Origin of the sequence: Neobacillus novalis NBRC 102450 (assembly GCF_001591805.1) — a bacterium.
Taxonomy (GTDB): domain Bacteria; phylum Bacillota; class Bacilli; order Bacillales; family Cytobacillaceae; genus Neobacillus; species Neobacillus novalis.
In genome coordinates this window covers 81,055-105,423 of sequence record NZ_BCVP01000012.1, presented here as the reverse complement: position 1 = coordinate 105,423, position 24,369 = coordinate 81,055, and the positions used below count along the sequence as shown (strand labels likewise).

28 protein-coding genes are annotated in these 24,369 nt (G+C 41.9%); 25 read left to right on the top strand and 3 right to left on the bottom strand.

The window, feature by feature from the left end; all coding sequences use genetic code 11:
- Nucleotides 1–73: 73 nt before the first annotated feature.
- The 6 genes from BANVL01_RS10810 to BANVL01_RS10785 all read left to right on the top strand — a co-directional run bounded on the left by BANVL01_RS10810 (nt 74) and on the right by BANVL01_RS10785 (nt 6,025).
- The gene (locus tag BANVL01_RS10810; RefSeq protein WP_066089054.1) at nt 74–655 is read left to right on the top strand and encodes a TerD family protein; all 582 of its coding nucleotides are present in this window, start codon (nt 74–76) and stop codon (nt 653–655) included.
- 81 nt (nt 656–736) lie between these two features.
- Complete coding sequence (locus BANVL01_RS10805) at nt 737–1,522, top strand: TerC family protein (RefSeq protein ID WP_066089051.1); 786 nt, start codon at nt 737–739, stop codon at nt 1,520–1,522.
- A 77-nt stretch (nt 1,523–1,599) separates the two neighbouring features.
- The gene (locus BANVL01_RS10800; protein WP_066089048.1) at nt 1,600–2,787 is read left to right on the top strand and encodes an HpcH/HpaI aldolase/citrate lyase family protein; all 1,188 of its coding nucleotides are present in this window, start codon (nt 1,600–1,602) and stop codon (nt 2,785–2,787) included.
- Nucleotides 2,738–4,093, top strand: coding sequence for a phosphoribosyltransferase family protein (locus BANVL01_RS10795; protein ID WP_066089045.1), 1,356 nt, complete (start codon nt 2,738–2,740; stop codon nt 4,091–4,093). Before BANVL01_RS10800 ends, BANVL01_RS10795 begins: the two co-directional genes overlap by 50 nt.
- Before the next feature lies 1 nt (nt 4,094).
- Nucleotides 4,095–5,216: a cysteine protease StiP family protein gene (locus BANVL01_RS10790; RefSeq protein ID WP_066089042.1), complete on the top strand. Its 1,122-nt coding sequence runs from the start codon at nt 4,095–4,097 to the stop codon at nt 5,214–5,216.
- On the top strand, nt 5,213–6,025 hold the full coding sequence (locus tag BANVL01_RS10785) for a hypothetical protein (protein WP_066089039.1): 813 nt from the start codon (nt 5,213–5,215) through the stop codon (nt 6,023–6,025). The genes BANVL01_RS10790 and BANVL01_RS10785 overlap by 4 nt, the downstream gene beginning before the upstream one ends.
- On the opposite strand, the gene BANVL01_RS10780 is transcribed toward BANVL01_RS10785, so the two are convergent.
- The gene (locus tag BANVL01_RS10780; protein WP_066089036.1) at nt 6,012–6,257 is read right to left on the bottom strand and encodes a hypothetical protein; all 246 of its coding nucleotides are present in this window, start codon (nt 6,255–6,257) and stop codon (nt 6,012–6,014) included. The two genes, BANVL01_RS10785 and BANVL01_RS10780, sit on opposite strands and share 14 nt — an antisense overlap.
- A 221-nt stretch (nt 6,258–6,478) precedes the next feature.
- Here BANVL01_RS10780 and BANVL01_RS10775 point away from each other — a divergent pair, with 221 nt between their 5' ends.
- The 6 genes from BANVL01_RS10775 to BANVL01_RS10750 all read left to right on the top strand — a co-directional run bounded on the left by BANVL01_RS10775 (nt 6,479) and on the right by BANVL01_RS10750 (nt 11,893).
- Entirely contained in the window at nt 6,479–8,122 is a 1,644-nt protein-coding gene (locus tag BANVL01_RS10775; RefSeq protein ID WP_066089033.1) for a YceG family protein, read from the top strand.
- A gap of 3 nt (nt 8,123–8,125) precedes the next feature.
- Nucleotides 8,126–9,229 (top strand): toxic anion resistance protein, encoded by a 1,104-nt coding sequence (locus BANVL01_RS10770; RefSeq protein WP_066089030.1) that lies wholly within the window; start codon nt 8,126–8,128, stop codon nt 9,227–9,229.
- A gap of 33 nt (nt 9,230–9,262) precedes the next feature.
- Complete coding sequence (locus BANVL01_RS10765) at nt 9,263–9,874, top strand: TerD family protein (RefSeq protein ID WP_066089027.1); 612 nt, start codon at nt 9,263–9,265, stop codon at nt 9,872–9,874.
- Nucleotides 9,875–9,907: 33 nt separating this feature from the next.
- The gene (locus BANVL01_RS10760; RefSeq protein WP_066089024.1) at nt 9,908–10,486 is read left to right on the top strand and encodes a TerD family protein; all 579 of its coding nucleotides are present in this window, start codon (nt 9,908–9,910) and stop codon (nt 10,484–10,486) included.
- A 124-nt stretch (nt 10,487–10,610) separates the two neighbouring features.
- Nucleotides 10,611–11,405, top strand: a complete 795-nt coding sequence (locus BANVL01_RS10755) for a thymidylate synthase (RefSeq protein WP_066089021.1) — start codon at nt 10,611–10,613, stop codon at nt 11,403–11,405.
- Nucleotides 11,402–11,893, top strand: coding sequence for a dihydrofolate reductase (locus tag BANVL01_RS10750; protein WP_066089018.1), 492 nt, complete (start codon nt 11,402–11,404; stop codon nt 11,891–11,893). The genes BANVL01_RS10755 and BANVL01_RS10750 overlap by 4 nt, the downstream gene beginning before the upstream one ends.
- A 46-nt stretch (nt 11,894–11,939) precedes the next feature.
- Here BANVL01_RS10750 and BANVL01_RS10745 read toward each other — a convergent pair whose 3' ends face one another.
- Nucleotides 11,940–12,179, bottom strand: a complete 240-nt coding sequence (locus BANVL01_RS10745) for a hypothetical protein (protein WP_066089014.1) — start codon at nt 12,177–12,179, stop codon at nt 11,940–11,942.
- Nucleotides 12,180–12,507: 328 nt separating this feature from the next.
- On the opposite strand from BANVL01_RS10745, the gene tatA reads away from it, so the two are divergent.
- The 13 genes from tatA (at nt 12,508) to hypE (ending at nt 23,864) form a co-directional block, all read left to right on the top strand.
- Entirely contained in the window at nt 12,508–12,702 is a 195-nt protein-coding gene (gene tatA / locus BANVL01_RS10740; RefSeq protein ID WP_024028694.1) for a twin-arginine translocase TatA/TatE family subunit, read from the top strand.
- Between the two features lie 103 nt (nt 12,703–12,805).
- Nucleotides 12,806–13,543, top strand: coding sequence for a twin-arginine translocase subunit TatC (gene tatC / locus BANVL01_RS10735; protein ID WP_066089011.1), 738 nt, complete (start codon nt 12,806–12,808; stop codon nt 13,541–13,543).
- 210 nt (nt 13,544–13,753) lie between these two features.
- Nucleotides 13,754–14,833: a hydrogenase small subunit gene (locus BANVL01_RS10725; RefSeq protein WP_066089005.1), complete on the top strand. Its 1,080-nt coding sequence runs from the start codon at nt 13,754–13,756 to the stop codon at nt 14,831–14,833.
- Complete coding sequence (locus tag BANVL01_RS10720) at nt 14,826–16,547, top strand: nickel-dependent hydrogenase large subunit (protein ID WP_066089002.1); 1,722 nt, start codon at nt 14,826–14,828, stop codon at nt 16,545–16,547. Before BANVL01_RS10725 ends, BANVL01_RS10720 begins: the two co-directional genes overlap by 8 nt.
- A 119-nt stretch (nt 16,548–16,666) precedes the next feature.
- A complete protein-coding gene (cybH, locus tag BANVL01_RS10715; protein WP_156482264.1) occupies nt 16,667–17,350 on the top strand; it encodes a Ni/Fe-hydrogenase, b-type cytochrome subunit in 684 nt (227 codons plus the stop codon).
- The gene (locus tag BANVL01_RS10710) at nt 17,340–17,828 is read left to right on the top strand and encodes a HyaD/HybD family hydrogenase maturation endopeptidase (RefSeq protein WP_066088997.1); all 489 of its coding nucleotides are present in this window, start codon (nt 17,340–17,342) and stop codon (nt 17,826–17,828) included. The genes cybH and BANVL01_RS10710 overlap by 11 nt, the downstream gene beginning before the upstream one ends.
- A complete protein-coding gene (locus tag BANVL01_RS10705; RefSeq protein ID WP_066088994.1) occupies nt 17,825–18,268 on the top strand; it encodes a hypothetical protein in 444 nt (147 codons plus the stop codon). The genes BANVL01_RS10710 and BANVL01_RS10705 overlap by 4 nt, the downstream gene beginning before the upstream one ends.
- Nucleotides 18,261–18,620, top strand: a complete 360-nt coding sequence (locus BANVL01_RS10700; RefSeq protein ID WP_066088991.1) for a hydrogenase maturation nickel metallochaperone HypA/HybF — start codon at nt 18,261–18,263, stop codon at nt 18,618–18,620. Before BANVL01_RS10705 ends, BANVL01_RS10700 begins: the two co-directional genes overlap by 8 nt.
- Nucleotides 18,617–19,276, top strand: coding sequence for a hydrogenase nickel incorporation protein HypB (gene hypB / locus BANVL01_RS10695; protein WP_066088988.1), 660 nt, complete (start codon nt 18,617–18,619; stop codon nt 19,274–19,276). The genes BANVL01_RS10700 and hypB overlap by 4 nt, the downstream gene beginning before the upstream one ends.
- Complete coding sequence (gene hypF, locus BANVL01_RS10690; RefSeq protein ID WP_066088985.1) at nt 19,261–21,576, top strand: carbamoyltransferase HypF; 2,316 nt, start codon at nt 19,261–19,263, stop codon at nt 21,574–21,576. The genes hypB and hypF overlap by 16 nt, the downstream gene beginning before the upstream one ends.
- The gene (locus tag BANVL01_RS10685; protein WP_066088982.1) at nt 21,543–21,779 is read left to right on the top strand and encodes a HypC/HybG/HupF family hydrogenase formation chaperone; all 237 of its coding nucleotides are present in this window, start codon (nt 21,543–21,545) and stop codon (nt 21,777–21,779) included. The genes hypF and BANVL01_RS10685 overlap by 34 nt, the downstream gene beginning before the upstream one ends.
- Nucleotides 21,751–22,863, top strand: a complete 1,113-nt coding sequence (gene hypD, locus BANVL01_RS10680) for a hydrogenase formation protein HypD (RefSeq protein WP_066088979.1) — start codon at nt 21,751–21,753, stop codon at nt 22,861–22,863. Before BANVL01_RS10685 ends, hypD begins: the two co-directional genes overlap by 29 nt.
- Nucleotides 22,863–23,864 carry a hydrogenase expression/formation protein HypE gene (hypE, locus tag BANVL01_RS10675; protein ID WP_066088977.1) on the top strand — a complete coding sequence of 334 codons (1,002 nt, stop codon included), beginning with the start codon at nt 22,863–22,865 and terminating at the stop codon, nt 23,862–23,864. The genes hypD and hypE overlap by 1 nt, the downstream gene beginning before the upstream one ends.
- Before the next feature lie 42 nt (nt 23,865–23,906).
- Here the strand turns inward: hypE and BANVL01_RS10670 are convergent, their stop codons facing one another.
- Nucleotides 23,907–24,242 (bottom strand): helix-turn-helix domain-containing protein, encoded by a 336-nt coding sequence (locus BANVL01_RS10670; protein ID WP_066088974.1) that lies wholly within the window; start codon nt 24,240–24,242, stop codon nt 23,907–23,909.
- Between the last annotated feature and the right edge of the window lie 127 nt (nt 24,243–24,369).

Below are 24,369 nucleotides of genomic sequence, written 5' to 3'. Positions count from 1 at the left end.
ATTATTATAGAATGAAACCTTTTTATCAGAGACTCGTAAATAGACTATTACCTAATTTGGAGGAATGAAGGAAATGGCAGTAAGTTTATCAAAAGGTCAAAAAGTTGATTTAACAAAAACAAATCCAGGGTTGGCGAATGTGGTTGTCGGTCTTGGCTGGGATACGAATAAATACGATGGCGGACATGATTTTGATCTTGATTCTTCTGTATTCCTTTTAGGGGAAAACGGAAAGGTTAGCAATGAAACAGACTTTGTTTTCTACAATAATCCACAAGGGGCTAACGGAGCCGTTGTACATACTGGGGACAATCGAACAGGTGCCGGCGATGGTGATGACGAAACAGTAAAGGTAAATCTTTCAGCCGTTCCTGCTAATGTTCAGCGAATTGCTTTTACCATTACGATTCATGATGCTGAAAGCAGAAACCAAAATTTTGGACAGGTCTCAAATGCCTATGCTCGAATTTACAATGAGTCTAATGGTGAAGAACTAATCCGATATGATTTAGGCGAGGATTTCTCAATTGAAACGGCGGTTATTGCCGGTGAATTATATCGCCACAATGGTGAGTGGAAATTCAGTGCAATTGGCAGCGGCTACCAAGGCGGATTAGCAGCGCTCGCAACGGATTTTGGCCTATTAATAGGTTAATAATCAGAATCGAAGAGATCCACACATTTTTGGGTCTTTTAACAAAAATTATCGTTTTTTAATCTAGGAGGAATTTCTTTAATGTCAGTTTTGAATCATATTTTGGACACATATGCATTATTCTTCGATTGGGATCATTGGGCACAGGTATTAACCGATCCAGTCAGTTGGGGACTAATTGGTACTCTAATCATTTTAGAAGGGCTGCTTTCTGCTGATAATGCTCTGGTATTAGCCGTAATGGTCAAGCACTTGCCGCCTGAAAAGCGGAAAAAAGCCCTTTTCTATGGTTTGCTGGGTGCATATTTCTTCCGATTTCTCGCAATCGGAATCGGAGTGTACCTCATCAAGTTTTGGCTCATTAAAGCACTTGGAGCAGCGTACTTGGCATGGTTATCGATAAAATATTTCATCGATAAGCGTAATGCGGGTGCAGATGATGAGGAAGAAGATGCCAAGGGTATGAACCAAGGCGGGTTACTGATTCGTTTATTTGGTACCTTCTGGGGAACGATTGCTGCTGTTGAGCTAATGGATATTGCCTTTTCAGTTGACAGTGTTCTTGCCGCTTTTGGTGTCAGCGACCAAATCTGGGTTTTATTTGTTGGTGGAGTCCTCGGGGTATTAATGATGCGTGGTGTTGCAGGCGTATTTCTTACATTAATTGATAGAGTTCCTGAACTTGAAACAACGGCTTATATCTTAATCCTTATCATTGCTGCAAAGATGTTACTCAGCCTTCCTGCAATTGGTTTTGAATTGGAATCGCTGCATTTCTTCATCATCTTACTTGTAACATTTGCTGCAACGTTTATCGTTCACTTCATGAATAAGAAAAAAGAAAGCAGCAATGAAAATCATTTATAAAGATTGTTCTAAGAGGGGAGCCGACGAAAGTCCGTTTCCTTTCTTTTTTACCCTTTACAGAGGAGAAGGCCTAAAATATGGAGTTTTTTACATACTTTTATGAAGAAGAATTAAATAAATTTTTCTATCAAAAGCCGCAAAGGTTTAATAAATTTTCTAACCGTGAGCTTTTGTCCTATGGGTTGGGCGCAACCCTTTATATGCCGGCGACGCGCCCGAATATTCATCAGGATATTCTTTCAAAGAAACATGAAGGTTTGACCTCACTCGTCATTGACCTGGAAGATGCCGTTGGCGATAACGAAGTTTTTGGTGCCGAAGGGCTGCTGATTGCAGAATTGCTAAAATTATCAGGAGAAGTAAATAAGGGCTTTATTAGTTTTGAAGATTTGCCATTAATGTTTGTCCGTATCCGTAACCTGGAGCAATTTAAACGAGTAAGCGAGCAATTAGGAGATGCGACTAAACTTCTTACAGGGGTGGTGCTTCCTAAGTTTACTGCCAAAAATGGCGAAGAAATACTGAGGGAGGTACTAAGGCTTCATTCGGAGCAACATCCTTTTTATGCCATGCCAATCCTGGAAACAGCTAGGGTTATTCAAAAAGAAACGAGAATGGAAGAATTAATGAATATTAAGCATCTTCTTGATCGAAACAAGGAAAATATCTTAAATGTGCGGATAGGTGCCACGGATTTTTGTGGTTTGTATGGGATTCGCAGGAGTGCGGATACAACGGTTTATGATATTTCGGTATTAAGAGATTGCATTTCTGACATTGTTAATGTCTTTCAACGATTCGATAGTCCATATGTGGTTTCCGGACCTGTTTGGGAATACTTTTCAGCGAAAAAAAGAATGCTGAAGCCGCAGCTTCGGCAAACACCGTTTCGTGAACGGTACGGGGTTGAGGGATTGAAATGGAGAACCAAATTGATAGATGAAAACGTGGATGGGTTGATTCAGGAAATCCTTATGGATATTGCAAACGGTTTAACTGGAAAAACAATTATCCATCCCTCCCATATCAAAATTGTTCAGGCCCTCAATGTGGTTTCCTATGAGGAATATATCGATGCCAGTAATATAATCAATGCCGCAAATGGAAATATTGGCGTTATGAAAAGTGATTTTGCGAATAAAATGAACGAAATCAAGCCGCATTATTATTGGGCCAAGAAAATGATCTTAAAATCACAGCTTTACGGGGTGCTGCATGAAGAATTCACAAACATTGATCTTATCAAAAGAGAAGTTTACGTATAATATCCTTGATTCGCTTAAAACGGAACTTGAGGTAGGAGAAAATCCGTACCATCTGCCTATTGAAGAGCTGTTTACGATGGCGGCTCGCATCAATAAGAAGCGCTCATTTTTGTTTGTCAGTAAAGTGCTTGGCAAACATTTGCCGATTAATCCTAACAAAGGACTACTGACAGCCGCATTATTGGCCGCTAGATTTTTAGAATCTGTAAAGGGCTTGGAATGTGTGGAAAAGGAGAGGCTGCTGTCATTATTTTCAACCAGAGAATCCTTTCAGAGATGTTCCTTTATTCCAAAAGATGTCCACCCTGTCATCATTGGTTTTGCTGAAACGGCAACCGCCCTTGGCCATGCCTTCTTTGATTGCTTTCAAGCCGCTGAGTATTTTCATACAACTAGAGAAGAGCTCTTGGATGGAAAACCTGTCATTACCTTTGAGGAAGAGCATTCCCACGCGACTTCGCATCGCTGTTATATTCCATTGGAAATACTTGATAATGAACGAGAAATCATTCTTGTTGACGATGAAATGACAACAGGGAAAACAGCGATAAATATTATCCAGTCGATTCATGCCAAATTTCCAAGGCGTGTTTATACGGTAGTAAGCATTTTGGATTGGCGTTCCGAAGAAAATCAAGCTGAATTCTCCCGCCTCGAGGAAGCTCTTGGGATAGAAATACATGTCGTAAGTCTATTATCTGGTCAGGTGCGCGTAAAGCAGCTGAAAGAAATTGACAATCTAACGAAAAGAAATGAATGGAACGGGAGCGGGGAGCCAACAGTTGAATTGCTGCAGCTGGCTGATTTTTTTACAGCCACGCCGAACGCTTCTATTAATTCGTTAAACAAGTCGGCTTTTATCGAAGAGACTGGACGGTTTGGTCTTAGAAGTCATGAAAATATCGCCCTTGATGGCAAAGTTTCTGCCGCTGCTTCTTTTTTAAAACAAACCAGAACGGGTGGAAAAACGCTGTGTCTTGGAACAGGGGAATTCATGTACCTTCCAATGAGATTAGCCGCTCAAATGGGGATTGGCGTTTACTATCAATCAACTACTAGAAGCCCAATATATGTTGAAAACAAAGAAGGTTATGGGGCTCGGTTCGGGGTTAACTTTGTAAATCCCGAAGATCAATCTGTTTCACATTTTGTTTATAATATTCCCCCAGGTCATTATGATGAATTATTCATCTTTTTCGAAAGACAAGTAGAATTCGAGAAACTCCAACCTTTACTAAATAAGCTAAGAAAACTAGAAATTAAGGCGATAAAGATTGTCTTTTTTTCTGAACTCAGAGGTGAATGAAATGCAGCAACTAAGCAGCAAACCTGCTAACATCGGTTCATATCAAGAGAGTGACGTGCTTTTTCTCCTTAAGGATTTAAGTGATATTCAGCTCGAAGATTCCGCGGTTAATCGAGAATTGCAAATCCAATCAGGCGGACATTATAGTGAATCCTTGCCGATTGAGTACCAGCCGCCAAAAGAGTATGTCGATTTATTTTGGAAAACATTGATGGAATACAAACAAAAGGTAGCAATTTGTGTAGGGATTGTGGCTGAACAAATCTATCAATTAAAAGGGAAAAATGCGATTCTTGTCTCCCTTGCCCGGGCCGGGACGCCTGTAGGAATCTTGATTAAGAGATACTTAAAAATGCGCTATAATGTGTCATTGCCGCATTATAGTATTTCCATCATCCGGGACAGGGGAATTGACGAAAACGCGCTTCACTATATTATTGACCAGCATCCAAATGGAACGATTCAATTTGTCGATGGCTGGACAGGAAAAGGCGCAATTTCGATGGAGTTAACAAAAGCCTGCCGGGATTTTGCACAAAAATATCGGATTAAGCTTGATGATACGCTTGCTGTCATTGCTGACCCCGGCTACTGTACGACTCTTTACGGAACAAGGGAAGACTTTTTAATCCCAAGTGCTTGTTTAAACTCGACTGTCTCCGGGCTTGTAAGCCGGACAGTTTTAAATGATAAATACATCGGCAATGATGATTTTCACGGAGCGAAATTTTACCGCGATTTGTTTCCAGACGATGTTTCCAATGAATTCATTGATATGATTTCTTGTGAGTTTACCTTTATTGCTGAGGAGGCTGCGGAAATAGCTTCGCAAATGAGCCAAGAGAAAATCGAAACAGGTTTTTTAGGAATGGAAGATGTAAAGAGAATCCAAGCTGAATTCGCGATTGAAAGCACACATTATATCAAGCCTGGCGTCGGAGAGACGACTAGGGTTCTTCTCCGTCGGGTTCCGTGGAAGATATTAATGCGTGACCCTTCTAGCCCTTTTGTCAAACACATCCTTATGCTGGCCCAAGAAAAAGGGGTTGAAGTAATAGCCTACCCTAATTTGAACTATTTGTGCTGCGGCTTAATCAAATCGGTGAAGGAGAAGCAAGAATGATTTTTGCATCTGACCTTGACCGCACCTTGATGTATTCGAAACGGGCAATCGAAGAGCTTGGCGAACCCAAAGAATTAGCAGCGCTTAAACCAGTTGAAAAGAAGGATGGAAACTGGGTCGCTTATATGACAGAATCCTCCTTCCTCGCGTTAAAAGAACTGTCCAGGCAAAGTCTATTTGTCCCGGTTACAACTAGAACCACCGAGCAATTTAATCGATTCGTGATTTTTGCTCACGACATTCCGATTAAATATGCCATTACTTCAAATGGAGCTATTATTCTCAATCAAGGTGTGCCAATGGAAGAATGGACGGAGCATATTTTTGCCCGGTTGCACAAGGAGTCGGTTCAACAAGCTGAATTGCTAGCGATTTTACAGAGGGAAGGATTTCATTTTGATGGCCAGAAAAAGCAGGCAGAGAAGCTATTTTTTTATTATATCTTAAATAGTCTGCCTTCTCTGTTTGATAGAAAAGTGCTTAATGAGTTGGTGTTAAAATATGGCTGGAGGATTTCCTTGCAAGGAAGAAAGCTGTACTTTATCCCGCGGGCAATCAGCAAAGGGGATGCCCTTGAATTTATTTGTAAGCGAGAGCGGACAAAAGCGATTGCGGGAGCGGGCGATTCCATCCTTGATTGGGACTTCCTGCAGAACTGTCAATATCGTTTTGTGCCAAGACATGGCGAGCTAAAGGATATGGAAAATACTAATGGACTTACATATACGCAGAAAAAGGGCGTGGATGCAGGTGAAGAAATTCTTCACCAGTTTTTAACATTGATTCCCATTAGCTCTAGTTCTTTTTAACTAACCGGTTGAACACAAAAAAATAAAGGCTGGAAAAAGCTGCGAAGCTGACCAAAAAGAATAGAATTGATACGGGTATTGATTGCATCACAGGGGAGAGCAGCAGCGTGAACACAAAACTGATTACCAAAAGATCAAGATAAATAAACGCATCAGAGGTCAAAACTTCCATAACGGTATTTATTTCCTCATCAATGAGCCCCATCTTCGGGCGCTTATATAAAAATCTCATTCGAGTCACCTACTTTAGTTTGGGTACTCCATTAATATGTAAGGACAAGGAGAAAGGTGAACAATGAGGAAATAGCATAAAATAACGAAACATTTTTAGCCGAGTTTCGTATAAACAAATGAACACTTTTGGTAACTGTGATATGATGATAAGGTACCTTTACATAATTTAACTAACAGTCTTGAAAATAAGCTTTCGCTCTCAGAGGGAAGGGATTATGAATGTATCCACCATTAAATCAATTAAGCGTCCGTCCTGTAGGGATCCTTTCCTATGAAAACTGGTCTGGTATGTTGAAAAAACCATTGCCAGATCGGCCAAATTATTCACTGGAAAATGGAACCATTCAGATTGGGCAAGTACTGGGGAAGTTTTTGGGAATACCGATTGATACGGACGACTATTATAACCAGCTTTTTGATTATGTTAATAATACGGCAGAATGGAATCTGCATTTGCTAAGTGAGGAGTCACTTGATAAAGCGATCAATAATGCTCACTTTCAAGCGATTCAAAAAGTATTTAACATTAATCAGGAACAGAAGCTGTCGGTTAACCGTTTTACTGCTTTTCTTGACGGGGAGCAGCTTTTGTTAAAGTCGAATGTACCTGTCATCCATCGGAAATTACGAGAATCGATGATTGCAACGCTTGAATTGTACACAAAACTCGAACCGGAGGGCTTGAAAAACCACGAGCTGAGACGAGTTCTCGTTGATCTCGTAAAGTGGTCTATCAATCATTTGCAACCATTATTGGAGACGGCCGACCCACAAAAAGCAATGCCGAAATTTTTATGGTACGGTGACTTTAAGAAGAGCCATCAATATTTTTTATTTTATTTAAGCAAGCTTGGCTGTGATATTGTTATTTTTCATCCTGAAGGTAAGGATATCTTAGCCGGAATAATGGATGAGCCCGTTTTCACGCATCGTTTCCCAAATAACCAGCCTGCGGAACCGTTTCCTACGGAAAAACGGACCCGGAAAACAACGGTTGCTTACCGGGCCTCAAAAGAGATAGAGACAATATTAAACCAAGAAGGTTCCGGCCTTTACAAACCATGGCAATTAAGGGATTACACGCCTTCTTCCATTACATTAAAAACAACCTATGATGAGCTGTTTATTCTTTGTAAAGAAATAGCGATGATTCGCCCTGATTTCGAAGTGAGGAATGGGGAAGTTAAAATTCCTACGATTTTCGCAAAAGTACAAGGGGTAAGCAGGAATCGAAAAGAATACTGGGAACGGCTGCAAGCGCTCAGCCAATTGGAGCATAGTTTACTGATTCGTAAACTGCCTATGACAATCGCAAGCACCAGCGATTTCCGTTTCCATTATCGAAATGCACTGGGCAGGGATGGTTTAATTGTCCCTGAAAATATGATGCGGTCGCACTACTGGCCCTATTCTTTTTTAGCGGCAGGCTTACAAAAAGGAATCGCCAATGCTGTTAGAAGCATCTGCGAAAAACCTGGATTAAAGCCTTTACCGAATGAAAGTTTAGAAGATGTGAAAATGTACCTGTTTACCCAGGCAATGTTCATGCAAAAAAATATTATTCAATTACTGGAACGATTTGATTACTCCCAGCATGTCCCTAAATTGATTATTTACAATAATGAATTAACCGGGATGCTGTCGAGATCAGATGCGGCACTGCTACTGCTGTTAAATCAATTCGGTATTGATATCGTTCTATACAATCCGCCAGGCCATAATGATATCGAAAATTACCTCGATGACCAATTATTTGATAAACATTGGCTTGATGACATTGTATTTGAAATGGAATATAAAGAGCCATCTCTTTTCAAAAAAGGGCTTTTTCAAGGAATCTTAAAAAATTTAAGGGGAGATTAACAAGTGAATCTATCGCCAAATCCATCAAACGGCTTAACTCCTGCAGCCGTGGACGACAAATTAACAGAGACAAAAGCTTCTGACATTAAACTTGCCCTTCGCAAGGAGCCGGAAATTCAAAATTTGGCCCGCACGATTGATGAGCGGGATCAGATTCAAGTGCTAGAGTTTGGGAAAGAACCGGCCGTACAAATATCGCGTTTTTCCGATCAGATTTTAAGCAATATGCGGACGACAAAAGTAGAAGATTCTGGTGAACTTCTTAAACATCTTGGCCGGATCATGGATAAATTTGATGCGAAGGACTTCCAAAAAACCTCTGGCGGCATCTTCGGCAAGCTCTTTAATAAAGGCGAAAAAATGATAGAAAAGCTGTTTGGAAAATACCAAACGATGGGCCAGGAAATTGACAAGGTATATGTTGAAATTTCTAAATACCAGCACGAAATGGTCGATTCAACAACCATGCTTGAGCAAATGTATGAACAAAACTATCAATACTATTTAACACTGGAAAAGTACATTGTTGCTGGTGAGATAAAGGTCGAGGAGCTAAAAAATATTCAGCTTCCACAGCTTGAGGCACGTGTTGCATCAGGTGACCAGCTGGCAAATATGCAATTGGATTCATTGAAGAATGCGGTAGAGCTATTAGAGCAGCGGATTTATGATTTAGAAATGGCGAAAATGGTTTCCTTACAGACGGCACCACAAATCCGTTTGCTGCAAAGAGGGAATACAAAGCTAATCGGAAAAATTAATTCCGCGTTTGTTACGACGATTCCAATTTTTAAAAATGGCTTAATTCAAGCAGTGGCAGCAAAAAGGCAGAAGCTTGTCGCTGATTCGATGAGTGAGCTTGACCGCAGGACAAATGAAATGCTCCTTAAAAATGCGCAAAACATTTCGCAGCAAAGTACGGATATTGCAAGGCTTGCCGGCGGTCCAAGCATTAAAATAGAGACGATCGAGGAGTCTTGGAATATTATCATCAAAGGGATGCAGGAAACACGAGCAATTGAAGAAGAGAATAAACGGATGCGGATTGAAGGCACTAAACGTTTAGAACAGCTGCAGGATAACTTTAAAAACATGAAACAATCATAGTTACTATAAAATTTCTTAGTTGGGGTGAATGGTTTGGCTATTAATTTACAAAAAGGTCAACGAGTGGATTTAACGAAAAGTAATCCGGGATTATCCAAAATCTTGGTAGGATTAGGCTGGGACCCGGTTCAGAGCGGGGGCGGCGGCGGTTTCTTTGGCTCGCTGTTTGGCGGCGGAAGTGCTCCGAATATTGACTGTGATGCCTCTGTTATCATGTTAGGAGCAAATGATAAGCTCCAAAACAATAAAGATGTGATTTATTTTGCTAATTTAAAAAGCAATGACGGCAGTGTTCAGCACACTGGAGATAATTTGACGGGGGATGGAGACGGGGATGACGAGCAAATAATTGTCGAACTAAGTAAAGTCCCTTCAAGAATTCAAAAGCTTGTTTTCATTGTTAATATCTATGATTGTGTAAAAAGAAAACAACATTTCGGCATGATTCAAAATGCGTTTATCAGAGTCGTTAATCCTAACAACAACCAAGAGCTTATCCACTATAATTTGTCAGATAATTATGGCGGGTTAACTTGCCTGGTTGCCGGTGAAATATACCGCCACGGCAATGAGTGGAAGTTCGCTGCCGTAGGCACCGGCACGACAGCTGGCAGCCTTAGTGAAATTGTTCGCAGTTACAGCTAAAAAAATATAAAAGTTCTTGATGGGGTGATTAATATGGGAATTAATTTAGCAAAAGGACAAAGAGTGGATTTAACCAAAACGAATCCTGGGTTAACAAAGGCAATTATCGGCCTTGGATGGGATACCAACCGCTATAGCGGCGGACATGACTTTGATTTAGATGCATCCGCATTTTTAACAGATGCAAACAACAGAGTGATTAACGATTTGGACTTCATTTTTTACAATAACTTAATTCATTCTTCAGGATCGGTCGAACATACAGGGGATAACCGGACGGGCGAAGGTGAAGGGGACGATGAACAAATCAAGATTAATTTCAGTAAGGTTCCGTCCCATGTTCATCGGATTGCGATTACCGTTACGATTCATGATGCCGAAGCAAGAAGCCAGAATTTTGGCCAAGTCTCAAATGCCTTCGTTCGTTTAGTCGATGAGGATACAGGCAGCGAAGTTCTAAGATATGATCTTGGCGAGGACTTTTCAGTTGAAACCGCAGTAGTGATCTGCGAGCTCTACCGCCATAACGGCGATTGGAAATTCAATGCGATTGGCAGCGGTTTCGCAGGTGGACTAGCATCACTTTGCCGGAACTTTGGATTGGAAGTTTAATTTGCTTAGGGAAAGCTGCCACTTTGGCAGCTTTTTCTATTGATTGGCCACTTAATCAATTGAATAAACTGCTCCACTCCACTAAAATTAATAGATATGAACGCCAGATAAGGGAGTGTCAGATGTGAAGCAATATTTACAATTATGTGAGCATGTGTTAAAAACGGGTACCGTGAAGGGCGATCGAACTGGTACTGGAACAATCAGCACCTTCGGTTATCAAATGAGATTTAACTTGGAAGATGGTTTTCCGCTAATTACTACTAAGAAGCTTCATTTAAAATCGATTATTTATGAATTGCTTTGGTTTTTAAAAGGCGATACGAACGTTCGCTACCTGCAGGAAAATGGCGTCCGTATTTGGAATGAATGGGCTGATGAAAATGGTGAATTAGGGCCGGTCTATGGCCATCAATGGCGTTCCTGGACAGGGGCAGATGGGAAAACGGTAGATCAAATTAGTGAATTAATTGAGCAAATCAAGACAAATCCAAATTCAAGAAGACTGCTTGTCAATGCCTGGAACGTTGCTGAAATTGATAATATGGCGCTGCCGCCGTGTCATTGTCTGTTCCAATTTTATGTGGCAGATGGGAAATTGTCTTGTCAGCTCTACCAGCGCTCAGCGGATGTATTTCTCGGTGTCCCCTTTAACATCGCTTCATATGCACTATTAACGTTAATGATTGCTCAAGTGTGCGATTTAAAGCCGGGAGAATTTATACATACCTTTGGCGATGTTCATATTTATCAAAACCATCTTGAGCAAATAAACGAGCAATTGAAAAGAGAACCGCGGGCACTGCCAATTCTAACAATCAATCCGAATGTTAAGGACATTTACTCTTTTGAATTTGAAGATTTTAGCCTAGATGGATATGAGCCACATCCACATATAAAAGGAGTGGTCAGTGTATGATTTCCTTTATTGTTGCTATGGATGAAAATAGAGTTATCGGCAAGGATAATCAGCTCCCGTGGCATCTGCCTGAGGATTTAAAGTTTTTTAAGAGGGTGACAATGGGACATCCGATTGCAATGGGGAGAAAAACGCATGAGTCGATTGGCCGCGCGCTCCCGGGCAGGGAGAATATTGTGATTACCCGCCAGCCGGGTTATCAATCCGAGGAATGTAAGGTCTTTTACTCTGTGGAGGAGTTCATCAAATATAGCCGTGAGCAGAAGGAAGAAATTTTCGTCATCGGCGGGGCGGAAATTTTCAAAGAAACATTTGCCTTTGCAGATTGTCTTTACATTACGCTTATTCATGAAGAGTTTGCAGGGGACACTTTCTTTCCGGAATATGATGTAGATAACTGGGAGCTCAAATCCTCTGAAAAAGGGACAAAGAATGAAAAAAATCCTTATGATTATGAATTCAGGATCTATCAACGAAAAGCACAGTAAACGAAAAGAAAGCATCAGCGATTATGCTGATGCTTTTTTTTCAATATCATAAATATGTCCCATTTAATTCGTAATCCGCTAATTTTGCAAGCATACCTCTGAATTCATGGGGATGGCAAAACTCTTCCTCGTGGAAGTGCGCTTTAACCCAAGCAATTAATTCAATCGGGCTATTAAAGTATTCGCCGCTTCGGTCACTTTTACGAATGGTGTATCTTCCATTGTCATCATCAATTGTTACCTCAACAGGGAGGGCTCCATCATAACTGCTTAGTGAAAATTCCATCCTCATCACATCCATTCTATAGGGTTATAAATTTTCATTAGTATATGATACTATTGTTCAAATTATATGCAAAATTTAATCAGTTGTCAAAATATTTAAAAAAATTATATTAAACAAATGGACATTGACTTAAACGGTGGTTATTGTTAAATTTGTCTATAGAGTTATATATGTGAGCTCTATAAGAGAAATGCTAAACATCACAGCTAGGTTAATTTTAACGGATATTGTGAAATTACTATGAATTATTCCCGATAATTAACCCAAAATGAAGTTTCAATACTATAATCATAGTAGAAATACACAAACTTGAAGGGGATGTTAATCCATGTTTTCTAATATCGGAGTACCCGGATTAATTTTAATTTTAACGCTTGCACTGATTATTTTTGGACCGAAGAAACTTCCGGAAATCGGAAAAGCCTTTGGACAAACTTTAAAGGAATTTAAAAAGTCTACCCGTGAACTTACGGACGATGTAATGAAAGATATCGATGAAGTAAAGAAAGATGTGACTAAATAAGGTGTAAGATTTCCGTCTTACACCTTTTTTTCTCGAGATTTGTAACTATAAAACGCGTGAATACGTGTTAATCTTCAACCTATGAAATTGGCAGGGGAAGTACATGGAAGATAAAGAATTAAATTTAGTTGACCATTTAGAGGAATTACGCAAACGGATTATCATATCGGCACTGGCATTTGTTGTTTTCTTTATTGCAGGTTTTATTTATGTCGATGATATCTATCGATGGTTTGTTGGTGATATGAAACTTATGGTTCTCGGCCCTAGTGATATTATGTGGATTTATTTCATGCTGGCAACCGTTATTGCCGTAGCAGGGACGATACCAGTATTAGCGTTACAAATTTGGATGTTCGTTAAGCCGGCTTTAAGACCGATTGAGAGAAAAATAACTCTCTCCTATGTTCCGGCATTATTTTTCTTATTTCTACTGGGTCTTGCCTTCGGGTATTTTGCTATTTTTCCGATGGTTCTCGACTTCTTGGTGAAAATGGGTCAAGATATGTTCGTTACAAACTTCACAGCTGAGAGATACTTTAGCTTTATCATGAATATGACACTCCCATTCGGGGTGCTGTTCGAACTTCCAGTAGTGGTAATGTTTTTAACTTCACTAGGGATTATTAATCCCTTTGTTTTAGGAAAAGTTCGTAAATATGCCTATTTTGTTCTTATCATTATTGCTGTTGTTATTACACCACCGGACTTTATGTCTGATTTTGTTGTGACCTTGCCGCTCCTGCTTCTATATGAGATTAGTATTAACTTATCGAAATTTGTTTACCGGAAACGGTTGAAAAAGTTGGAGCAGGAAGAGGATGAAATTATCGAAGCCTAAAGACCTTACGAGATGTAAATCTCATAAGGTCTTTTTTTGCTTTCTTTCAAGTTGGATTTCCACCTTAAATAATAAAAATATGCTTAAAATGCAGTTAAGGAATCTTTGTGTATTTTTTGGAAAATTCAGGACGTATTGCCCAGCATTATACTACAATTGCCTTGAAATTAAGTTTTTACTTATTTTTATGATTAGTGGAGGGGAAAGCGGATGAAGAGACAGAAAACAGTATATGAAGCCGCAATCGACCATGGATTTAGCCGGCGCGACTTCCTGAAAATGTGTACGGCACTTGCTGCTGCACTTGGGCTTGAGTTCACACAGTCTGAACAAGTGGTGAAAGCCATGGAAACAAAAACAAGAGTACCGGTTGTTTGGCTGCAATTTCAGGATTGCACAGGCTGCTCCGAATCATTTATTCGATCATCACAACCAAAGACTGAAAGCGTTTTACTAGAAATGATTTCACTAGAATATTCTGAGGTGCTATCGGCACCATCGGGACATCAGGCAGAGACTTCCATGAAACAAGTATTAAAGAATTACAAGGGAGAATATATTCTAGCCGTTGAAGGCAGTATCCCGGATGATGATGCCTTCCTAACTGTCGGAGGCCAATCTGCAAAAGCAACCTTCCTTGAAATGGCCGCAGGCGCAAAAGCAATTGTAGCCTATGGCTCCTGCTCATCATGGGGGGGAATTGCCGCTGCCCATCCAAACCCTACAGGCGCTAAGCCAGTCACCAGTTTTGTGAAAGACACGCCAACCATCCTTGTTCCTGGCTGCCCGCCGATAGCCGAAGTCATGACAGGCGTAATTGCCCACATCATTACATTTGGAAAACTGCCGGAATTAGACCAGTTTGGCCGCCCGAAAGCTTTTTATCGGCACCGTATTCATGATAAATGTAATCGCCGCGCCTATTTTGACGCCGGTTTATTTGTTGAGAATTTTGATGATGAGGGAGCAAAACAAGGCTATTGCCTCTATAAAGTCGGCTGTAAAGGCCCGACAACCTACAACTCCTGTGCAGAAATGCGCTGGAATGGCGGCGTAAGCTATCCTATTCAATCCGGCAATCCATGCTTTGGCTGTTCAGAAAAGGACTTCTGGGATAATGGTCCATTCTATACAAGGAGAGCAAAAATTCCTGGAACGCAAACAACGATTAACCCTGATAATGTAGGATTAGCCGTTGTTGGCTTAGCTGCAGCGGGTGTTACCGTACATGCTGCAGGGACGGTAATCAAGAAAAAGTTAGATGACAAACGAGGTGAAGAACATGAGTGAACGTATTGTAGTAGATCCAATAACGAGAATTGAAGGTCATCTTCGTGTTGAAGTAGATATAGATGAGAAAGGTGTCATTAAAGAAGCCTACAGCTCTGGAACCTCTGTCCGCGGACTAGAGTTGATCGTGAAAGACCGTGATCCAAGGGATGTCTGGGCATATGTCCAGAGAATTTGCGGTGTATGTACAACCGTCCATGCGCTTACATCTATTCGTGCTGTTGAGGATGCCTTAAAAATAAAGATTCCTAGAAACGCCCATTTAATTCGTGACATTATGAATGAAGCCCAATTTGTTCATGATCATGTGGTGCATTTTTATCATTTGCATGCATTAGATTGGGTCGATGTTGTCAGTGCAACGAAGGCAGATCCTGCAGAAACATCTAAAATTGCCCAGTCAATCTCCAGCTGGCTCAAATCATCGCCAGGCTATTTCACCGATGTTCAAAATAAAGTGAAAAAATTGATTGAAAGCGGGCAGCTCGGACTTTTTGCCAATGGCTATTGGGGTCATAAAGCCTATAAGCTCCCACCTGAAGTCAACTTGCTTGCTGTGGCACACTACCTTGAAGCATTGGATTGGCAAAAGGAAATTGTTAAGATCCATACCATTTTTGGCGGTAAAAACCCTCATCCCCATTACGTTGTAGGCGGGATGGCGACACCGCTTGATATTAATAGTGATAACGGTGTCCATGCCGAAAGATTGATGCATGTTTCCCAATTAATCGACCAAGCTAGAGAGTTTGTTAATCAAGTGTATATTCCAGATTTACTAGCAATCGGATCGTTTTATAAGGATTGGACCTATGGCGGCGGATTAAATAATTACCTTTGCTATGGTGATTTTTCTACTGGTGATATTTATGATACAAAGCTCTACCGGATGCCGAGAGGGATTGTCTTGAACGGTAATCTTAATGAAGTGCTGGACATTGACCTTAAAGACCCTAAACATATTCAGGAATATATTGATCACTCTTGGTACACCTATGATGGCGAAGATGGCGGTAAAGGAAAGCACCCATTTGAAGGGGAGACGACACTCAATTATACCGGACCAAAGGCGCCGTTTAAGACATTGGATACTAACAAGCAGTACAGCTGGCTGAAGGCACCACGCTTTAAAGAGCATCCAATGGAGACGGGTCCGTTAGCACGGATGATTGTCGGATATGCATCTGGAAAAGAAGAGATTGTCAATATTGTCGATGACACCTTGAAAAAGTTAGACTTGCCAATCGCTGCACTCCAATCAGCACTTGGAAGAACCGTGGCCCGCGGTCTTGAAACGGTGTTAATTTCCGGCTGGTTACGTAATGATATGGATGCGCTTTTGAAGAATATTAAGAGCGGAAATCAATCAACATTTGACAGGACAAAGTGGGAACCAAGCACCTGGCCGGAACGTGCCAAAGGTGTCGGCTGGATGGAAGCACCACGTGGAGCGCTTGGACATTGGATTGATATCGAGAAGGGGAAAACGAAAAACTATCAGGCAGTTGTCCCAACGACATGGAATGCCTCACCGCGTGACCACAAAAATACAATCGGGGCCTATGAGGCAGCCCTAAAAGGTACACCGATGTTAAACAAAGAAGAACCGCTTGAAATCATGCGGATTATCCATTCCTTTGATCCATGCCTTGCTTGTGCTGTTCACTTAACCGATTTGGAAACCAATAAAACGACTGAAATTCGTTTAGGTTAGGAGTTGAGAAAATGGGTGCGCCAAAATTACCGATTCAAACACCTGGCCCGTTCCCTGAAATTCCGGCAATAAACAGCGAGAACTCGTATCATAAGGATGAGCCAATCATTTATACAACGATGGAAAACGATGTAAAGGTGTATGTCTGGGAATTGCCAGTGAGACTTTACCATTGGATTAATGCTGCAGCCATTATCCTTTTGATGGTGACAGGAATCTATATTGGAAAACCATTTGCCGGAGCAGGAATTCCTGAAGAAGCCTATTATTCCAACCTGATGGGCTGGGCAAGATACATCCACTTCTTTACTGCATTCGTGTTTACGGCAGCTTTTCTCTATCGGATGTATTGGTGCTTTGTTGGAAATAAGTTTGCCAAATTTAATCCATTTCGCTGGGTGTTTTGGAAGGATACATTCCATACGATTAAGTTCTATCTGTTTTTAAAAAATAAAAAGCCACACTTTGTCGGCCATAATCCGCTTGCACTGTTAAGCTATTGGATCTTTAATTATCTCGGTTCCGTGATTGTGATTCTTACTGGTTTCTTTATGTATTTTGAACCGCAGAAAGAAACCATTTGGGCAAAGATGTTTGCATGGGTTCCCTATATCTTCGGGAACAGCTTCACAATGCGTTCTTGGCATCACCTGACGGCTTGGGCGTTCATGCTCTTTATTGTCCTCCATGTCTATTTAGCTTTCCGTGATGATTACCTTGAACGCTGTGGTTCCATTTCATCTTTGTTTACAGGTTATAAAACAGAACCGAAAAAAGCAGTTGGTGAAAAACATGATAAATAAAGAACAAAAACAAAGGATAACCATTTTAGGAATTGGCAACACCCTCTTCTCTGATGAGGGTGTTGGCGTCCACCTTTTACCTATATTAGAGGAAGCACTAAAGGATGATAAAAATATTGAAATTATTGAAGGTTTAACGGACGGGATGAAATTACTAGGACCGGTGGAAGATGCGGAATACCTAATCATCATTGATGCAATTAATGCCGGCAAAGAAGGCGGAACGATCATAACTTTAGTTGGAGAAGAAATTCCAGCGTATTTTGGCATTAAAATGTCTGTCCACCAGTTAGGCTTTCAAGAAGTTTTATTTGCCGCACAGATGCGGGAACGCTACCCAAAACAAATTGTCATGTTTGGGATGCAGCCGACATCGCTTCAATTAGGTGTTGAGCTTACCGAGACCAATCAAAGAAAGCTGGGGGAACTTGCCGAAGTGGTGATTGATCAGGTAAACCGGTGGAGACATGTGTCATGAGGCGGGGGGATTTCTTAAAGGAAATGACCGGCAGCCTGTTTCAAACGGTTAAATCTGTTTATGAGCCGTTTTTAAGAGAAGACCTGGAGAAGGTAGAAGTCGCGGCAGACCGGGCATTAGGGATCACCTGGCTGCCGTTAATGAAAGAAACCGAGCTTTTTAGCGACCTTGAACTGAAATTTATTAACGGGAAACCAGTAATAGTCACACGAAATGGAACGAACATTCAGGCAATTGATGGAGTATGTCCTGGCTGTTCGCATCTTATTATCATTACAACACTATTTTCAAGTGGCAAATGTTTGAATTGTCAAAAAGAATACAATTTTAAGACACAATCTGGTGATTTACAGCTTGAAAGCTACCAAATAAAACGTAAAGACGATATGTATTATATCGGTTTTTATAAGCATAAGGAACTGGGTGGTCATCATGCATGAGATGTCTTTGATGGGCGATATTCTTCAATTGGTTCATGAGGATGCAGCCGCAAAAGGGATTGGAAGAATTGAAAAGGTTGAAATCATTGTTGGTGAAATTTCCAATGCCATGCCGGATGCCCTTAGGATGGCGTTTGCTATTTTTCGTGAGCAAAATCCAGATTTGTTTTCTGAAGCGGCTGAACTTGTCATTCATCTCGAAGAAGCAAAGGCTGAATGTGTCCTGTGCGGGCGCCAATATAAACCTGATCAAAAGATTGCTTTATGCCCAAGCTGTCAAATACCATCTGGAAAAGTCATCACAGGGGAAACATTTCAGGTTTTATCATACGAAGGGAGTAATCGGCAATGAAAGTAACATTAAGAACAGATGTCTTAACGAACAACAATAAGGCGGCAGATTTCAATCGGGAGCTATTCCAGAACTCAAAAACCTTGGTGATTAATCTGATGAGTTCTCCTGGTGCAGGAAAGACAACTCTCCTGGAGGAAACCGTAAGGGAACTTTCGGGGAACTACCGGATTGCGGTGATTGAAGGCGATTTAGCGACGGAAAGAGACGCAGACCGGATCCGAGCAATGGGCGCCAAGGCCGTCCAAATCAATACCCATGGCGGCTGTCACCTTGATGCCCGTATGGTTGCGGCCGCATTAGCCGAGTTTGATCTGGATGAAATCGATCTTCTGTTTATCGAAAATGTTGGCAACCTCGTTTGTCCATCCGGCTATGATCTTGGCCAGCACCATAAAGTTGCTGTTCTAAGCGTGCCGGAAGGAAATGATAAAATTCCCAAATATCCGCAAATGTTTATGAGAACCGAGCTTGTGCTGTTAAATAAAATCGATTTATTGCCCTATCTCGATTTTAATGTGGGAGAGGCTAAAAAGGACTTGACTGAAATTAATCCGCAGTCGATGTTAATTCCGGTATCCGCACGAACACAGGAAGGTCTGTATGAATGGTTTGCCTGGATTGAAGGAGCCTACCTGAAATGTGTACAGCAGTAAGGATTGCCGTCCGCGGCAGGGTGCAGGGCGTCGGCTTCCGGCCGTTCGTCTTTCAGCTTGCCGCAAACTATCAGCTAACTGGTACTGTTCAAAATAATATGGACGGTGTCAAGATTCATGTTGAGGGAGCTCGTGAAGCCGTTCATTCCTTTCTATCGGACTTGAAAAATAAGGCTCCAAGACTTTCGAAAATTAATGAGATTTTGGTAGAAGAGGCTGAGCCCGAAAATAAAGCCGAGTTCACGATCATTGCGAGCGAGCGCAGCGGCACCTCCATGCTCGTCATTCCAATTGACTCTGCCGTTTGCGAGGAATGCCTAGCAGAAATGAATGAACCGACTGATTTTCGCTATCAATACCCATTTATCAATTGCACCCAATGCGGCCCGCGCTACACAATCATTGAAGAATTGCCCTATGACCGGCCGTATACTTCGCTGAAGAGTTTTCCAATGTGCGAGGATTGCCGCAAGGAATATGAAGATCCAACCAATAGAAGACATCATGCCCAGCCGATTGCCTGTCCAAAATGCGGACCAAAAGTCCAGTTATTTGATGACGACGGCCATGAAATCCATTCTAGGATTCCGATAATGGACACGATTAAGCTTTTAAAACAAGGCAAGATTGTAGCCATCAAAGGGCTTGGCGGCTATCACCTTTGCTGTGATGCCGCTAATGAACTAGCTGTAACGGCTTTAAGAAAGAGAAAAAAACGCCCATTTCGGCCGCTGGCTATCATGGCTGCTTCCCTTTCAACGATAGAACAGCTGACGGAATTAACGAACGATGAACGTGAGCTTTTGAAAAGTCCTGAATCACCGATTGTTATTCTGAAAAAAAATAACCACTATCCATTAGCAGAAAGTATCGCTCCAGGAATGAACACAATCGGTGTCATGCTTCCCTATACACCGCTGCATCATTTACTTTTTGCCGATCCCGAATTATCCAGCCTTGTGATGACAAGCGCGAATCCATCTGGGATGCCGATCTTGTATAAGGATGAGGAGGCATGTCATTATTTAAAGGGAATTGCCGATTACTATCTCGTCCATAACCGGGAAATTCTCCATCCGCTTGATGATTCCGTTGTCCAAATCAACGACGGAAAGCTTGATTTTTTGCGCAGGTCAAGGGGCTATGTCCCAGATCCATTTACGACAAGTAAAGATGTGACAGGGATCGTCGCTTTCGGCGGCCATCAAAAAACAACATTTACGATTGGCCGAAATGAGCAAATTTTTGTCGGCCCCCATATTGGCGACTTGGAAAATATCGAAACAATCGACCATTATCAGCATGAATTAGCGCATCTTTTAAAATGGATTGATACACCGAAGGGCCTGGCTGTCCTTGATGTCCACCCCGGCTATCATGTGCAAAAATTGGTGCAGGAATATAATTTTTCTGAAGTTATGGAAGTCCAGCATCATCATGCCCATATGGCCGCCTGTATCGACGAACATCAGATTTCCGGCCCGGCCTTTGGAATAATCCTTGATGGAACGGGTTATGGTCTTGACGGCAATATCTGGGGCTTTGAAATCTTCCATGGCGATGCTGCGGGCTTTGAACGGCTGGCTCATTTACACTATACTCCCCTTCCCGGGGGTGAAAAGTGTATCCGCGAACCGTGGCGGAATGCAGCTGCGATGTTGATTTCACTTCACGGTGAACGAGGCTTAGAGCTTGCTAAAGCAATTTTTACCGATAGAGTTTCGGAGATTGATCTATTAACAAAGATGATGGAAAGAAATTTGAACACTGTCCATGCCGGTACGTGCGGCAGGCTGTTCGATGCCGTTAGTGCGATCTGCGGAGTGACCAAGGTGTCAAGCTATGATGGGGAAGCCGCAATCCAGTTAGCCGAATTGGCAGACGAAGCCATCAGCTTCGAACCATATCCATTTGCCTTACTAGAAAAAGAGCTTTTAACGCTGGATTTTCGGGCGATGCTGCAGGGAATCGCTTTGGATGTTTTGGCAGGAAAAGATATTTCTAAAATAAGTGGAAGATTTCATGAAACGGTCGTTCAAGCAATTACGTCTGCAATGGAGAAATTATCAGGGAAAAATCCGAATGCTGAAAAGACGATTGTATTATCGGGTGGAAGCCTTCATAACCGTTATTTACGGAAAAGAATCACCGCTGAATTAACAAAAAGGAACTTTAAGGTATTTGTCCCTGAAAATATCCCTTGTAATGACGGCGGATTATCATATGGGCAATTGGTTGTTGCCGCAGCAAAAAGGAGTGCAAGCCAATGTGTGTTGGAGTACCAGCAAAAGTTATTTTAAAAAAGGAATATAGTGCTGTTGTGGATGTCATGGGTTCACAAACGACGGTCGGAATCATTTTTGTTCCAGAGGTAGAATTGGGCGATTTTGTGATTGTCCATGCCGGTCAAGCGATGAGCATCGTTGATGAAAGCTATGCGCGGCAGAGTGTGGAAGAATGGAGGAGGCTTATCGATGCTCGAAATTCTGAAGCAGTCAAGTAATCCCGAAATATGCCGGCCGCTTGCTGAGGCCGTAATCGAGATAGCACTGGAATTTAACCGGAAATTCGGACGGAAGCCGGCATTCATGGAGGTATGCGGCTCGCATACAATGTCACTGGCGCGAACCGGTGTGAAGCAAGTCTTAAAGAATGAAGTAAATTTAATTTCTGGCCCCGGCTGCCCTGTTTGTGTGACCGACCAACGATCGATAGATGCGATGATTGCCCTTGCAGAAGGAGAAAATCGAATTATTTGCACGTTTGGTGATATGATGCGCGTACCGGGTTCTGCCAAAACCTTGCTAGATTCGAAGATTGCCGGTAAGGATATCCGCGTATTGTACTCGCCAGTTGATGCCGTAAGGGTTGCCGAAGAGAATCCTGACAAAGAAGTCATCTTCCTTGGGGTTGGTTTTGAAACCACGATTCCCATCTTAACGTTAATGATTGGTGAGGCAGAAAAGCGCATGATTGGGAATTTTTCAATCTGGATGACGACAAAGCTGGTTGAACCGGTTCTTCGCTTTTTATTGGATGCGGGGGAAGTCAATTTAGACGGATTTCTACTTCCAGGTCACGTTTCAATTGTATTAGGGGAAGAGTCCTATCAATATTTAGTCGATGAATATCAGATTTCCGGCGTAATTACCGGATTTGAAACAGCGGAATTGCTGTCAGGGATTTACAAATCCATCGAGTTAGCCTTATCAGGGCAGGCCGCAATTAGTAATAATCATCCAGCGATTGTCAGCAAAACCGGGAATCAAGTTATTCATCAGTGGCTGGATAAGTATTTAACCAACTGTGATGAGGCATGGCGCGGGATTGGTGTCATTCCAAACAGCGGTCTGGATCTAAAACCGGAATATGACCAATTTAATGCAAAGAAAAGGTTTACGGTTGATGTCGGCGAGCCGAGGAAAACGAAATGCCGCTGCGGTGAAGTCATCCGCGGCCTAATAGCGCCGAATGAATGTCCGCTGTTCGGTAAAGCCTGCCACCCGATAAACCCAGTCGGCCCGTGCATGGTATCGGCCGAAGGAAGCTGTGCTGCTTATTATCAATACATGAGGGAGAGCTTTTGATGGAAAAATATATTAGCTTAGCACACGGTGATGGCGGTGAATTAAGTCATCGACTCATCCGCGATGTATTTATCGAGGCATTTGGCGATGGGAATGCTGCCATGTTTGATGCTGCCTCCGTCGCGATTTCAGCTAGCAAAATTGCCGTGACCACCGACTCGTTTGTGATTAAACCGATATTCTTTCCGGAAGGTTCTATCGGCAAACTAGCGGTAGCAGGCACCGTCAATGACCTCGCAGTCAGCGGTGCTAAACCCGTTTATTTAACCTGTGGCTTTGTCATTGAAGAAGGCTTCCCGATTGCGGATTTACGACGAATTGTCACAGATATGGCGAATGAAGCGAGAAAAACAGGTGTGAAAATCGTCGCTGGCGACACAAAGGTAGTCGAACGCGGCTGTGCGGATGGGGTGTACATCAACACAACTGGAATCGGAGTCTATGAAGCTAACATCGGCTGCAGCCTTGAATTTGAAGAAGGTGATGCCATCATCGTCTCAGGCACCATCGGTGATCATGGAATCGCTGTCCTCGCTGCACGAGGCGAACTCGGCATTACTGTCCCGATTACTAGTGACTGTGCCTCGTTAAATAGAATGTTAGAAATGGTCTTGCAGCATACAGAAGGTGTACGAATCATGCGCGACCCGACCAGAGGAGGGCTCGCAACAACACTAGTAGAAATTGCCGAGGATTTTAATCTGACGATGAAAATCAACGAACTTGATTTACCTGTAAAAAAAGAGGTACACGGCGTTTGTGACCTATTAGGGTTCGACCCGCTTTACATTGCTAACGAGGGCAAGGCAATTATCGTCGTTGCTGCCAATGAAAAAGATAAGGTAATCGATCTATTGCGGGAATTCCCTGAAGGAAAAGACGCCGTCGTGATTGGATCCATCATTGGAAAAGATAAAGGACAATTGCTATTAGAAACACCGCTTGGCTCTAAGAGATTACTAACTAGGTTATCGGGCACGATGTTTCCAAGAATCTGCTAAAAAATAGTCCCCATTTCAATTCGTTGGAATGGGGGCTTTTAATTATGTTTTATTCCTTTCATCCAGCCATGCTTGGAATTTTACGTAATTAAGGTATTCTCTGAAAGCTTCTTTTTTCAAACCATTCTCAATCGCAGACTGAATTAAAGCCTTCCACTCCTTGTCCAGTTCATAGTTTACAGATTCATCGTCTAACAAGTAATCGATACTGACCTCTAAGGGGATTGCCACCTTTTTTAAAAACTGCATCGATGGATTTGATTGCAAACCCCGTTCTAATTGGCTCAAATAAGACTTTGAAACATTTGCTTGCTTGGCAAGTTCTGTAAGTGAAAACCCCTTATTTTCCCGCAGCTGTTTGATCCGATATCCAATCATCACCCTCATCTCCTACTATTAATGCAAAAAATTCACACCATATCATTCATTATAAAGTACAATATATTCATTATAAAATACAAAATAGTAAGAAAATAAGAGAAAACTAGAGATAAAGCCCTGAAAA